9 protein-coding genes are annotated in these 13,506 nt (G+C 58.1%); 3 read left to right on the forward strand and 6 right to left on the reverse strand.

Annotation, left to right across the window (positions count from 1 at the left end):
• Window positions 1–528: 528 nt before the first annotated feature.
• Window positions 529–810: a hypothetical protein gene (locus tag G3N58_RS08280; RefSeq protein ID WP_345889822.1), complete on the forward strand. Its 282-nt coding sequence runs from the start codon at window positions 529–531 to the stop codon at window positions 808–810.
• Window positions 811–1,100: 290 nt separating this feature from the next.
• Here the strand turns inward: G3N58_RS08280 and G3N58_RS08285 are convergent, their stop codons facing one another.
• Window positions 1,101–2,168 (reverse strand): SDR family oxidoreductase, encoded by a 1,068-nt coding sequence (locus G3N58_RS08285; RefSeq protein ID WP_167037657.1) that lies wholly within the window; start codon window positions 2,166–2,168, stop codon window positions 1,101–1,103.
• Between the two features lie 95 nt (window positions 2,169–2,263).
• Between G3N58_RS08285 and G3N58_RS08290 the strand changes: the two genes are divergently transcribed.
• Window positions 2,264–3,178, forward strand: a complete 915-nt coding sequence (locus tag G3N58_RS08290) for a LysR family transcriptional regulator (protein ID WP_167037654.1) — start codon at window positions 2,264–2,266, stop codon at window positions 3,176–3,178.
• A gap of 173 nt (window positions 3,179–3,351) precedes the next feature.
• Here the strand turns inward: G3N58_RS08290 and G3N58_RS08295 are convergent, their stop codons facing one another.
• The 3 genes from G3N58_RS08295 to G3N58_RS08305 form a co-directional block, all read right to left on the reverse strand.
• Entirely contained in the window at window positions 3,352–3,705 is a 354-nt protein-coding gene (locus G3N58_RS08295; protein WP_167037651.1) for a hypothetical protein, read from the reverse strand.
• A gap of 2,375 nt (window positions 3,706–6,080) precedes the next feature.
• The gene (locus G3N58_RS08300) at window positions 6,081–7,055 is read right to left on the reverse strand and encodes a ParB/RepB/Spo0J family partition protein (RefSeq protein WP_167037646.1); all 975 of its coding nucleotides are present in this window, start codon (window positions 7,053–7,055) and stop codon (window positions 6,081–6,083) included.
• Complete coding sequence (locus G3N58_RS08305) at window positions 7,052–8,263, reverse strand: AAA family ATPase (protein ID WP_167037642.1); 1,212 nt, start codon at window positions 8,261–8,263, stop codon at window positions 7,052–7,054. The genes G3N58_RS08300 and G3N58_RS08305 overlap by 4 nt, the downstream gene beginning before the upstream one ends.
• Window positions 8,264–9,303: 1,040 nt before the next feature.
• Here G3N58_RS08305 and G3N58_RS08310 point away from each other — a divergent pair.
• Window positions 9,304–10,710 (forward strand): replication initiation protein, encoded by a 1,407-nt coding sequence (locus G3N58_RS08310; protein ID WP_167038007.1) that lies wholly within the window; start codon window positions 9,304–9,306, stop codon window positions 10,708–10,710.
• 79 nt (window positions 10,711–10,789) lie between these two features.
• Here the strand turns inward: G3N58_RS08310 and G3N58_RS08315 are convergent, their stop codons facing one another.
• Complete coding sequence (locus G3N58_RS08315; protein WP_167037639.1) at window positions 10,790–12,289, reverse strand: GntP family permease; 1,500 nt, start codon at window positions 12,287–12,289, stop codon at window positions 10,790–10,792.
• 2 nt (window positions 12,290–12,291) lie between these two features.
• Window positions 12,292–13,335: a patatin-like phospholipase family protein gene (locus tag G3N58_RS08320; protein ID WP_205192517.1), complete on the reverse strand. Its 1,044-nt coding sequence runs from the start codon at window positions 13,333–13,335 to the stop codon at window positions 12,292–12,294.
• Window positions 13,336–13,506 lie beyond the last annotated feature (171 nt).

A 13,506-nucleotide genomic window follows, 5' to 3' on the forward strand; every position in this document is an offset into this window, starting at 1 on the left:
GTCGGGAATGTCCTCGTCGTAGTGGTTAAAAGTTCGCTTCAAAGAGGCTTCGACATGCAGGTTTCGCCGAGCGAACCTGAGTAGCCCAAACCATCATCGCAGCCATAATAAATTATCTTTACCGATATGGCATCACTCAACTTTTAGTGAATTGTTCTTTCATGCGCAGCGAGTGGTCCATTTCATTACGTCAGGTACGCATGAATTTGACAACTAATTCATATTTACCATGCTCAATAACGATTAATTCCTCAATCTTTGGAGACACACCAGTTGCATGCATCGAACAGAGTGTTAAAGTGGCCCCTGCGTGCCACGTACATGTCCTTTGCTGCCGGCGAAACGAATAACGCCGCCATGATATGTCATCGGTAAATTTGAAACGCCACGGCACCGACTATGAGTCATAGCGCATGAGGCACGGTCAAAGAAACATATTTCAGGTAGGTATGTAATGTAATTAGTCGTCTTAACTGGTGGAGTTAAATGATGTCACGTACTATTCTTGGAATCACCTCTGCATTGCTCGTGTTCGGCGCGATCGCTTCAGGATCGGTATTTGCGCAGCAACCGGCCCAGCCCGATGCTGCCGCCCCGGCCGCCGCAGCGGCCAGTGCAACGCATAGCGACCCGATCGTTCAGAAACGGACGGAAGTGCGTCAGGCTAATCAGAAACAGCGCGCGGCGAATGCGCAGGCCCGCGCGAAAATGAGAGAACAGCGGCGTCAGGCCAGCGCCGAGCGCAATCAGTCTGTTCAGGAATCGCGCCAGCGCGCGACCGCCGCCATGTCGGCGTCGACGCCTCAATAACAGGAAGCGCCACTCAAAACAACGGCCGAATGGAAAGCCGTCATCGTGACTTCACGGTGACGGCTTTTTACTTTGCGCATCAATCAGGAACGGGCGACCTGAACAGAACTTTTCCGCCCTGGTTTCAGCTGGAAAATTCCGGTTTCAATACGTTCCGCGTTGTCGGCACGAAATGAATCGACGATCCGCGGTAAGTAAGCTGATGATGCGCGACAACGATCCGGCTTACGTGTGATTCAAGGATGTGTTGCCCGAATGCGCGCGCGAGGTTGAGGCGGGCAACCAAGCTCTCAACCCGGAATGAGACGCTCCGCCTTCAGGCGTCCGAAAAGATCGAAGAACGCATCTGGCGTGCCTTGATAATCCAGGAACCCTGCCTTGCGGCTCTTTGTCATGTCCGTCACGACTTCCATCGGACGTCCGAGATCGGCGTCCGTGTGCCACCATGAAGCCAGCCGGTCGATGTTCTGCTCTTTCAGTCCGTGCCAGTTCGCAATGTCGCGCCACTGGCGCGCCGCGTCCTGCATCCGGCCTTCGAGTGGCCGCACGGTACCGTCGAACGGTGCGGCTTCGATGCCGAAGTAATCGGCCAGTTGTCCCCACATCGTCTTCCAGCGAAACACATCGCCATTGACGACGTTGAAGTCCTCATTGCGCGCGGCCGTGCTCGTGGCGGCCCATTCAAGATGGCGGGCCAGAAGACGCGCATCGGTCATGTCCGTCAGCCCGTTCCACTGCGCCGCGGAGCCGGGAAAGACGAACGGTTGTCCGCTATGCCGGCACAGTGTTGCGTAGACGGCCAGCGTCTGCCCCATGTTCATGGCATTGCCCGGTGCAAACCCGATGATCGTGTGCGGGCGATGCACGCTCCAGGTGAAGCCGTCGCGGGCTGCTGCTTCGAAAAGCCGGTCTTCCTGCTCGTAGTAGAAATTTTCGACCGGCTGACGGCCCTGCACTTCGCGAAATGGCGTATCGGGGACAGCGCCGGATGCGTAGGCTTCGAACGGACCCAGATAGTGTTTGAGGCCCGTCACCAGTGCAGCGTGTTCGAGCTTCGTGGAGTGCGCGAGAGAACCGAGGACATGGCGAACCATCGCGCCGTTGACGCGAATGTTCTCCTTCTCGGTCGCCTGACGTGACCAGGCGGTGAAAAAGACATGGCTGACGTCGAGGCCCGCCGTCGCAGCGGCAACCGAATCGGCTGCGGTCAGGTCCGCGACGACAGGCACGCAGCCGGGCACGGCGGCACTGCGCCCGCGCGACAGTCCATAGACAGTCCAGCTGGTCGACAACAGGCGTTCCGCCAAGGCCCGCCCTACTACGCCGCTTGCGCCGACGATCAATGCTTTCTTGCTCATCTGTTTCTCCGGATTGGTGACCGGATGAGGGTACTTCAGACATGAATTCCTATCTCAGATAATATTTCATCATTTTCGAGAATTAATTTCATCAATTGACCACTTTCCCGAACGAACGTCTGAAAGGCATCGTGCCTTTTGTTTGTGCCGCCGATGCCGGCAGTTTCACCGCCGCCGCCCAGCAACTGAACCTGACGAGCTCGGCTGTGAGCAAAAGCATCGCTCGGCTCGAACAGCGGCTCGGTGTCGTGCTGTTCGAGCGGACAACGCGCAGCCTGTCACTCACCGATGCGGGACACGCGTTCTACGCCACATGCACGAACATCCTGGGCGAGCTTGCGGAGACGGAAGCCGTGCTCGCCGCGCAAAAGCGCGAGCCGGTCGGCACCGTGCGCATTGCCTTGCCGGCATCGTTCGGGCGGCTGTGTGTCGTGCCGGTATTGCTGCGGTTTGCCGCGCAGTATCCGGAGGTGCGGCCGCATCTGCTGTTCGCGGACCGTTTCGTCGACCTGGCCGACGAAGGCGTCGATCTGGCCGTGCGCATCGGTGGCCCGCAGGATCTGCCGTCATCGCTCGCACACCACGCCATGGGCCATGAAAGACTGATCTTCTGTGCGGCACCGGCCTATCTTGAACGGAACCGCGCGCCGCTGACGATCGACGATCTGGAAAGGCACGACTGCATCGTCTATGGACGGCCGGACGGCACGCAATCGGCATGGTCGTACGTTCAGGCGGACGGGCACATTGGCCAGCGCGTCGTTCGCTCCCGCATCGTGGCGGGAGACGCGGAGGCGCAACTCGCATTCGTACGGGCGGGACTCGGCATTGCGCAGCTCGCCACCTGGCTGGTGCGGGACGATCTGAAGGCTGGACGCGTGGTCGAAATCCTCGCGGACGCCGCCACCGACGGCTTACCGCTCAGCCTGATATGGCCGGTTGCGCGGCGACGCACACCGAAAATCGATGTGCTGGCGCAAACGCTCGAAGCTCATTTGCAGATTCGATGAGCGGGGGCTTCGAGTGTCCGCTGGACGGAGAGTGATTCTGTTTGTTGGCGATATGACGCGTCACTGCCCTGCTGCCCCGCTGCCGTGTTCGGCATCGCGCTCTCCATCCTGCGCGACGCGCACGTGGCACGGCGGCGATCACGAGTAGCGCGAGAGAATATGCGGCGGATACGCTAACGAGTACGCGCACGAAGCGTGCAGCCGAGTCTGGACGCGTGACGCAAATCGGCCTCGATGGATGTGACGCATTCGTCATCAGCGAGGCGACGGTCAGGATAGCGCTTCGTGTCGAGAAAGAGATCGTGACAAACCGGTGTCGTGCCGTACTGCGCTTTCCATTCGCGCCATTGGGCATAAAACGCATCGGACGCGTTGGGAATCATCTGCTCGCTTACGATTTCAATGCCACTGGCGCCGATTTTTGCCGCTTCGGCAATGTAGCCCTCGAGGTCGAGCTTGCGCAGGAAGCACTCATGCCGATCGCTGTAAAGGCGGATTCCGCGTTGGATGCGGGTGGATTTTGACATGCTGTCACCGTCATTGTGGTGAGAGCGTGAGACGGATTATTCGGGTGTCGGTCCGCAAATAAAATTGATAGTTTTTGCGCGCGTACTACTGAATTTCGTGATCCCGGTTATGGGTGCGGAACGGTGGGAGTTCGTTGGATGGAGCGTTGACGTTCGCTACAAATTACGTATTGAATGCTACGGCTCGTCGATACTTTCTTAGATATTTCCGATATACATCCCATCCGGCGAGAACAACTCTCGTTTCGCTTGGCAAACGCCCTTTTTTCGTGAAACATAATTCATAATTTCTAAAAACAGCTTATAAAACAGTGAGTTGCTTGGTTTTCCCGCCGTTTTATATTGTTTCACGATGCGGCTACACGCTAAATTGGCTCGGGAATCACAAACTTGTGCATATATTGTCGAAATTGGTATTGCTTTGCGCAATTTAACTGCTTGTGGCTGGTCAATTGATATGGCCCCTAATTATATTACCTCCCTTCCCTGTTGTTCGCTCGCCTGACACGTGGGTTTCGGTAAGGATGCTGTCGCGTGGTGTCCGTGGATAAAGCGATATGTTCCCACGCCTATACCGATCGGCTTGAGAATGATGAGATGGCGATTCGCTAGGAAAACCGCCGGATCGCTGCGCTGTTATCTTTACCGTAACCCTCTTACGGCTGCTGATCGCCGACAGGCATTGACCCTAGCTCTGCGGAGTTCAGAACGGGAAGTAAATCGCGATAGCATGCCGGGTAGTGCTGCGGGACTACGCTGTTGCAGTCATGAAGCTAGCGTCTGTTTGCACCAAGTCTCGTGTAGGCAGGACTTGGCCTAAGAACATCTACGATCCCCATATGGCCTTCGTAGAGGAAGAAGAGTCGGCTTCGCTGCATCAGGATCAAGACGTAAATCCTGTTCCTGTCGGACCTGTAAAAGGCTATCTATCAGGCTGTTGCCATTGATGCTAGCCCGCCATTGTTCTTGGCAGCTTTGAAATTTCCCCTCATGGGTTGAGCCGGCTTCCCCTGACAAGGGAGGATTTTTGGCACCTCGATAGCGCATTTGCCGACCCTACGGTAAGCCAGCGAACTCTTCTGTGAATATCGATTCAGGACGTTCTCTACTGATTGGACGTTCCAGCCTCCATGCTGGCTTGATCGTCGCTCTCCAGACCAGTAGGCCAAACTCCACGTGATCCGCGGATCGTTCACACCGGCGCCGTAATCGTTAGAGACAACTGAATCTGCGCCTCATTATTAGTCGAACCAGACAGGCCCTCTGCGACGGGTCCATTTCCCAGAGCACAACCCAATATAAGGAAGATGGCCAATGTTTATACGCGCCAAAGCCATGTAGTGAAATCGGTCCTCAAGGTGCACACGGCAATGGAGCGAGGCCGATGACAGAAGGTCAGCAGACCGTTTTTGCTGCACGCCGTCAATGACACGGCAAACGGAGGACGCGAGAAAAACTCCATGCGACTTTTTGTGCGAGCCTGATCGTTGTGATGGCCGTCGAGAACGAGCCTCTCAAGGGAAACAGGGCGTAAGTAGAGATCGGACCACGCAGCAAATATTTCGGCAGACTGCAGTAGCGGGTATCTGAGCTGGAATACCCAGACCCCGCATTCTGCTTCTCCCCGTAGAAATGTCAGCGCATACGGCGGCACCAATGAGCCGACGCAATACCTTCAAGTAACTCCTTACGCACGGAGTTCACTCTCGCGTCAACAAGTGGGGTTTATTCGACGAACGGCTACCAACTTATCTGTTCGACGCGCCCACCCTCGGGCCACGTTATGTTTAGGAGATATCGCCCGATACCGAGCAGCCGGATGAGAAAGAACACGAGCGGACGAGATAAGCAACAAAGTGACCGTTCCACACGCCGCTTCTAAATACGCGCTCACCATCTCATCTTCGATGGGACAGCCAATGGCCTCGTCCAACTGCATCAACGGATCGAGAAAGGCGCCGAGGCTCGGATCATCGCCGGCAAACACGAGATCACCCAGATGCCAAGCGAGGGAACGGTGAATCTCGCTTTGAGTGTCGATCGAATACTTCCCTCCCGTCCCAGCAAGCGAAGTGGTGATAAAAAATCGAGATCAAATATCTTTCTGAACGGCCGTTCCAACCGAGCGATCCCTGAGCGGCCAACGCCCGTTGAGAACCGGCTGCCCACCCCAAAGCGAGACAAAGAGAGTCGCAATCAAACAGACCAGCAGATCGCCTTTTCCCCTCGCGCAACCCTGACAACACAGGCGTCACTCGGCCAGCCACCCAAAGTGTCTAGACTCTAGACACTCTCCATCCCGCCAGAACAACCCGCCCGCCACCAACAAAAAAGCCCGCACGAGGCGGGCTTCTCTCTTACAAACCAACGATTAGTCAATTCGTCTTGGGCTGCGCATGAAACATCTGCCCGATAAGCTGACGTATCTGAATCTCCTGCGCCTCGGTAATCACTCCGGTCTTGATCTTGATCGTAAAGTTGCTGATGTCCTTCGTGATACTTCCTGCGTGCTCCCGTCCCGAGAAAAACTTTTCGATGCTGCGTCCGCTCGCTCCGCCTGACGTCGTCTGTCTCGTGGCCAGCGCCACAATGGCCGAGGCGATCTTGCCCTGATCCATTTCGCCTCTCACCAGCAGCGGCCAAATTTCACGCGCGGCCTTGATGCCATCCTCGCCGTGTTTTTTGATCGCCGCGGCAATCGCCTGTGCCGCAGTTCCACCAAGAAGCCGCGGCTGGATATCCAGATCCTTTTTGATAAAGTCCGGAAGATTGTCGAACGCAAGAAATTGGTAAAGCCCTGCACGAGACAAACCCATCGCCTCCGCCAGTCGCTTCCGGTTCGGAAACTCCGTCTCCGATCTGCGGATAGCAACCCCGATCTCGTAATCGGCCAGATCGTCCCGGCTGATATTTTCGACCATCGCCAGAACGGCCATATCCGAGTCGGAGCAGTCCGCCACCACCGCCTTGATCGTATCGAGTCCGAGCATCTTGTGTGCTCGCCAACGCCGCTCACCAGCAACAATCTGATAATCGTCGGCGACACGACGCACAACGATCGGCTGCATGAGTCCAACCTCACGGATGGACTCGGCGAGTTCCGCAAGCTTGGCTTCGTTGAACACCCGCCGAGGCTGCCAGGGATTGGGCAAAATTCCCGCCACCGCCAACTGCGATGCAACACCGGTTGCCTCCAGCTCCTGTACCCGAAGCTGCGCAACGGCTAGCGCGCCCGCGAGGCCGGGCGCTGTCTGCGTGCGATTGCTGCGCTTCACCTCGTCCTCATTGATGGCCGAGGTCTTGCGAATGCCGGACGTCTTGGCCAGCAACTGTTCTCGCATATTACTCATTGCGCGTTCCTCCATTTTTCCGAATAGATTTCGTCGATCCATCGGCAATAGTCAACCAGCGGCTGCCGTACACGCTGCAGCGACTTGGCTGCGCTGTGGGTGCTGCTGATGTCAAAGACCGTCGAGAACGCCAGCGCGCCCGTACTCATCACCGAGCTCGCCGGCACTTCAATCGAGTGCAGCCAGTTTTCGTATGCGCTCTGTGCCCACGCACGCACGATGGGCGCCGACGAGTTTCGCCCGTAATCGACCCTCGAAAGCACCAGCGAGACGAAGTCGTATTTCTTGTCCTTCTCGTACTTGATGAAGCTCTTCGACACGTCCGAGAAGAGTCTCCAGAACGACAGCGAACTGATGAAGTCGAGGTTCTCCGGCACCATCGGCATCACCATTGCATCCGCCGCCATGAGTGCATTCAGATTGAGGTATGACAGCGACGGCGATGTGTCCATCAGAATGTAGTCGTACTTCTTCCGTAGCGGTTCGAGGCCCTGGCGAAGGACTGTCCAAAACCGGAAACCCGGCCTCACCTTTTGCATTGCCGGCAAATGAAACTCAGCACCGATCAGCTCCGTGTGCGCCGGAATGACATCGATGCCATCCCAGTAAGTCGACTGCACCCGGCCTTCGAGACCCCCTTCGATATCCTGGTCATAGACGTACGGCAGCACCGTATCTTCCGGTGTCACATCTTTTTCCGCATACAGTCCGCACAGTTCCGACAGTGACGCCTGCGGATCGAGGTCGACCACAAGTACCTTGCGGCCGCGCAACGATAGGCCTTGAGCGAGGCACATGGTCGTTGTCGTCTTCGCGGACCCACCTTTGAGCTGAGCGGTAATGATGATCTTTCCGTCCGGCTCCTTCACGCGGGTGACGAGCGGAGTCTGGTAGATATCAGAAATTTTCTGCACCCAGATGCGCGCTTCTTCGAGGGTGAACGTGCGGGTGCGACCGGTGCCGGCAGCGGTGCCCGAGGGCAATTCACCGTCGCCCTTGGTCGCAAGATATTGAACCTGCGAGTGAGAGATATTGCACATCTCGGCAATCTCACCCGTCTTGAAAACAGGAGCCGTCTTTCGCGGACGCGGAGCCAGAATCGTGTCACGCAGCTCATTGGTAAAAATCGTGACCTTTTCCGCAAACTGGCTGATCTGCTCAAAGTGAACGGTTCGGTCTACGGCAGGAAGTTGGCTCGTTCTGACCATTCTGAGGTTTTCCCATAAAATTCTAGAAACCTCAGAATACAGGAAATGCTTGAAAATAGCTTTTTAAATTACTGTTTTTATGCAGATTTTTCGCACTTCGACACACTTCAGAGCCCAATTTCGGAGGCGATCGCGCTCTTGCTCGCTAAACACGACTATTTGAGCGACCTCGGCGAGGCACAAATGACCTCACCTTTATCCGAAAAATCCCCGGAGCAAGTCTCAGCGTGCCTAAAAAATTGGCGTCTGGTGAGGTCATTTGTGCATTTTCTCATTTTCGCGTCTCACTGACGAACCCTTTACAGCACAACTGACCTCACCTTTCCTCGAAATTGCCGGGCGAAACGCGACCATACGGGATCAGAATCGCTTCGAAAGCCCCTACGCACAATCAACCTCACCTACATGGCCCTGAACTCAACGGCTAAGGAGCCGATCCATAACCAAACCAGGGTATTTCAATCTCACCCAGCAGCACAACAAACCTCACCATCACCCAAAATCGAGATTGCGCTTTCCAGACGCGCACAATCAACCTCACCTTGCTGCATTGCGTTATTTCTCTTTTCAGCTTTGCAAATCGCAGTTGGTGGGTTGTTTTTAAAACAAGAACGAACCAACAAACCAACAGGAAGTTTCAATGTCCAGTTAATTCAACTACTTAACTTCAGAAAGGTGAGGTGGGTTGTGCCAAAGGTGAGGTGGAATGTGCGTAAAGGTGCGGCCTGTTGTGCAGGAAGGTGAGGCTCTTTCCCCATCAAGGTGAGGCCCGGTGTGCATGACAGACGCTTGCCACTGCAAAGGTGAGGTGGGTTGTGCAAAGCCATCGGAATCGGCCAGAAGTGCTGTCATACAAGGCCTGGCTCCACAATGAGCCGCTCCGTCGGTGAGGTTGGTTGTGTCTCGGGTGAGATTCTGTGTGCTCATCCGCAGCACGAACTTCCTTGCCGCGAGGCCACGCCCTGATGGTGAGGTTCTGTGTGTTGACAGCTCACCACCACGTGCTAGAGTCCCGGAAGCGAAAAAAGTGGATGAAGAACATGACGGCGGACAATCCGGAAGGGGGCAAGTCGAAGGCCACCTCACGCCAGATGGCACTCGCGCTGTTCGAAGACATGTTCGACCAGGGGTTGCGCATCAACGAAGCCAATCGGGAGATCGGCTATCAGCGCAACGACTTCTTCACCGAAATCGTCAATATGGGGCTACCCGCGCGGCGCTTTCTCGACGCTGCGTATTTCATCGTCGCGCAGGAGCCCGAGGAGCGCGATCAGTACGACATCGAGCTTAACTATTTCAAGTGGCTGATGCGTTACGACAGCCGCAATCTCAAGCATTTACGCACGATTGCCGACGAAGCGCAGAACGCGAAAGTCCGCGTGACGAATACGCCGGCGGACCGCGATCCGAACGAGGACGATCTCTGGGTCCAGGTTCAACTTATCGGCATGGTCGGTTTTCATCGCGGGCGAATGCGTTTCGACGTCCATCCGCGGCTCGTGCCTCACATCCGCGATCCGCAGAAATCGCACTGGCTGAGTCTGCGTATTTCGACCGCGTTCACGCGCAGCCTCGCGCGCGCGATCTACGACAAAGTTTTGCCGTACGTGCCCGCGGGGCGTACGGACTGGATTCAGCTCGAAGAGATGCGCAATTGGCCCGGCAAAATGGGCGCGAACGCGGCTATCTTCAAGTACTTCAAGCGCGACTGGCTCGAGCCGGCGGTCCGTGAGATCAACGATGTATCGGACGTCGAACTTTCGTACGAGACGCGGACGGCGTCGACAACCTCGAAGAAAATCGATCGCATCCGCTTCCTGCTCAAGCGCAAGGACACGGCCGATGCCGTGCTCGCGAGCCTTGCCGATGCGAGTCATCTGTACAAGATTCTCACCGACGAATTCGGGCTATCGACCAAGCAGTTCACCGAGATTTCCGAGAATCGCGACGTGTGGACCGATGAGCGCATTCAGCAGGCGGTCGAATACACGCGCTTCAGAATCAAACGCGGCCAGGTCAAGAAGAGTCCGGCGGGCTATCTGATGCGCGCGCTGCGCGACAACTGGAAGATGTCCGACGCCGAGCGAACGATGGTCGACGTCCAGGCCAGACTGCTTGCCGATGAGACGCAGGAGCAGGAAGCCAGAACCGTGGCGAGGAAGTCGGTGGCGCACAGCATCGCCACGCGCGAAGAGGAAGTGCGCACGCGCATGAACGAAGATTCGCGCCAAGGCCGCGACCACTTCAGTGCCGCCGACGCAAAGACGCGCAAGGAACTGATGCACGCGTGGACGATGTCGCGCGAGGGCAAGCTGATGCTGCGTCGTATGAAGCTGGAACCGTCGACGGTGACGGAAGAGGCGATCTTCGCGAATACCGAACTGGTCTGGTATCTCGGTCAGTTCGTTTTTGGCCGGATGAATGCGGCCCGGGCTGCCGCGGCCTGACATCCGCCCCGCGTGAGCCATCAGCGATGCGGCGCTGACGATCGATAACCCGCGACCTGCGCGAGCGCCGCCCCTCTCTCTAGAACGATCCAACCAGCGTTCCGAGCACGATCACCACGACGAGCGCGAGCAGCGCGCCCAGAATCCCGACGATGACGATGTCGCGATAGCTTTCGCGATGTGTCGAGCCGCACACGGCAAGCAGCGTTACCACTGCGCCGTTGTGCGGCAGACTATCGAGCGTTCCCGACGAAATCACCGCGACCCGATGCAGCAGTGCAGGGTCGATGCCGTACTGACCGGCCAGTTGCAGATAGGTGCTGCCGAGCGCATCGAGTGCGATGGTCAGGCCGCCCGATGCCGAGCCCGTTAGCGCCGCCAGCAGATTCGTTGCAACGGCAAGCGAGACGAGCGGACCACCGCCGATGCCGAGCACCCATTCGCGCACGAGCGCGAACGCGGGCAGTGCGGCGATCACCGCACCGTAGCCGACCAGACTGCCGACGCTCAAGACCGGCAGCACTGACGCATTCGCGCCCGCGTCGATGGTCTCGCGCAAAGCGGGCAAGCGACGGCGATTGAGCAGAATGAGCGCGACGATCGCAACGGTGAGCGCGACGCATACGCCCCACACGCCACCGACGGCCGCAAGTGAGGTTTCGCCCCAGCGGGCGTCCGCGAGATAGTCGGCGTCGAGACGCGGCAACACGATCACGTTCATCACGAAGTTCGTGAGTACGACGAGCACGAGCGGCGTGATCGCGACACCAAACGACGGCTGATCTTCGCTGACGTGTCCGTGGCCGATTTCGCCGGGATCGAAGCTTTGCGATACGGTCGCGCGCTCGCGCACGAGGCTCGAATCGGCCGCGGGCTTCGCGGTGGGCGCAGCCGCCGCGTTCGAACCATCGAAGCCTTCGTTGGCCGCTCTCGCGCGCGACTGTTGCAAAGACAGCCACCAGAGCCCGAAGCCTGCCATCACGATACTCGCGATAATGCCGAGCCCCGGCGCCGAAAACGGCGTCGTGCCGAAGAACGGCATCGGGATCGCGTTCTGGATCGCAGGCGTGCCGGGCAGCGCGGACATCGTGAAGGTCGACGTGCCGAGCGCGATCGCGGCTGGCATCAGACGGCGCGGAATATTGGCGGCCTGGAAGAGGGCGGTCGCCATCGGTGCGATCACGAAGAAGGCGACGAAGAGACTCACGCCCCCATACGTGACGAGCGCGCCGCCCATCACGACGGCGAGAATCGCCCGATGCGCGCCGAGTTTGTCCGTCATGTAGCTCGCAATCGCCTTCACCGAGCCGCTGTCTTCCATGAGCTTGCCGAACAGCGCGCCGAGCAGGAACAGCGGGAAAAACTGCGCGAGAAACCGCGCGGCGCTGATCATGAAGGTTTGTGTCCAATGCGCGAGAATCGGCTCGCCCGAAATGGCGGCGGCCAGCATCGCGGCGAACGGCGCGAGCAGCAACACGGTCCAGCCGCGATACGCAAAGCCGATCAGCAGCGCGAGACTGGCGAGCATGCCGAACAGTCCGAGACCCACCGCGAGCGGTGACAGGGTAGTGACGTCCATGGTCAGACTCCGTCGAGCAACGCGTCGAGATCAAGTGAAGAGCGCACGCCGATCGAGTCGCCGTGCTCGTCGAGGAACGCTTGCGCGGCAAGCCGTCCTTCGTCGCGCAGCATCGTCAGGAAACTCCACTCGGCGTTCAGCTTCGACGAGTAGCCGAGTTCCGTCATCACGTCGCTCGAGATGCGGTGAATGCGCATCTTCGCCCAGTGGCGGCCTTCGTCGCTGCCGGCGTCCGCCGCGCGGCGCAGCAGCGCGATCATGCGCAGCTCCTTCATGAGCGGTGCGTTGAACGCGACTTCGTTCAGGCGGCTGATGATCTCGCGCGCGGTGCGCGGCGTTTCATCGCGCTCGATGGGATTCACCTGAATCAGCAGCGTGTCGCTCGACGTGCATTCGCGCACCAGCGGCGTGATCGTCGGATTGCCCGCGTAGCCGCCGTCCCAGTAGTCCTCGCCATCGATCCGCACCGCCTGGAACAGCGTCGGCAGACAGCCTGAGGCGAGCAGCACGTCCGGCGACAGGTCGGCGTTGCGGAACACGCGTGCCTGACCGGTGCGCACACGCGTCGCGGTGATGAAGAGCTTGATCGGTGCGTCGCGCAGATGGGCGAAGTCAATCGATTCTTCGAGAATCTTCTGCAGCGGATGGACGCCGCGCGGATTCATGTCGTATGGCGAGAACATGCGGGCCGCGAGATCCATCGCAATGAAAAGCGGCGAATAATCGAGCGTCCAGCGGCCCATCAGCACGTCGAACGGGCTGCGGCGAAATGGACTGAAGACTGCCGCCTCGGACACGCGTCGCCAGAACGCTTCGAGCGTGGCGCGTGCGCCAGCCGCGCCATCGAGTTGATAACCGCTCACGAGCACGGCGGCATTCATTGCGCCGGCCGACGTGCCCGAGATACCTTCGATCTGTAGCCAGGGTTCTTCGAGCAGACGGTCGAGGACGCCCCATGTAAAAGCACCGTGCGAGCCGCCGCCTTGCAATGCGAGGTCGATGCGAGCGGGTGCGCGATGAGTTGATCGAGCTTTCGTTGCAGCCAAGACGACTCCTTGTTGAGGAGTGCTCCATTTCACGAGCTGGCGCCCCCGAGTTCGACAGATTCTTGCGTAAGTCTTTGATTTCGCTACATCAGGGGTAGCGTTTTTGTCCCTACAAGGCGTCGGCGGTCGGGGTTGGCAGGTTCAGTGTCTGGAAGAGCTCCTTCTGTTCAG

Source organism: Paraburkholderia sp. Ac-20342 (assembly GCF_017104985.1).
GTDB lineage: Bacteria > Pseudomonadota > Gammaproteobacteria > Burkholderiales > Burkholderiaceae > Paraburkholderia.

Coding starts and splice junctions, on each gene's coding strand:
- G3N58_RS08285 (WP_167037657.1), bottom strand. CDS start 2,168: ATGAGCAAGAAAGCATTGATCGTCGGCGCAAGCGGCGTAGTAGGGCGG.
- G3N58_RS08295 (WP_167037651.1), bottom strand. CDS start 3,705: ATGTCAAAATCCACCCGCATCCAACGCGGAATCCGCCTTTACAGCGAT.
- G3N58_RS08300 (WP_167037646.1), bottom strand. CDS start 7,055: ATGAGTAATATGCGAGAACAGTTGCTGGCCAAGACGTCCGGCATTCGC.
- G3N58_RS08305 (WP_167037642.1), bottom strand. CDS start 8,263: ATGGTCAGAACGAGCCAACTTCCTGCCGTAGACCGAACCGTTCACTTT.
- G3N58_RS08310 (WP_167038007.1), top strand. CDS start 9,304: ATGACGGCGGACAATCCGGAAGGGGGCAAGTCGAAGGCCACCTCACGC.
- G3N58_RS08315 (WP_167037639.1), bottom strand. CDS start 12,289: ATGGACGTCACTACCCTGTCACCGCTCGCGGTGGGTCTCGGACTGTTC.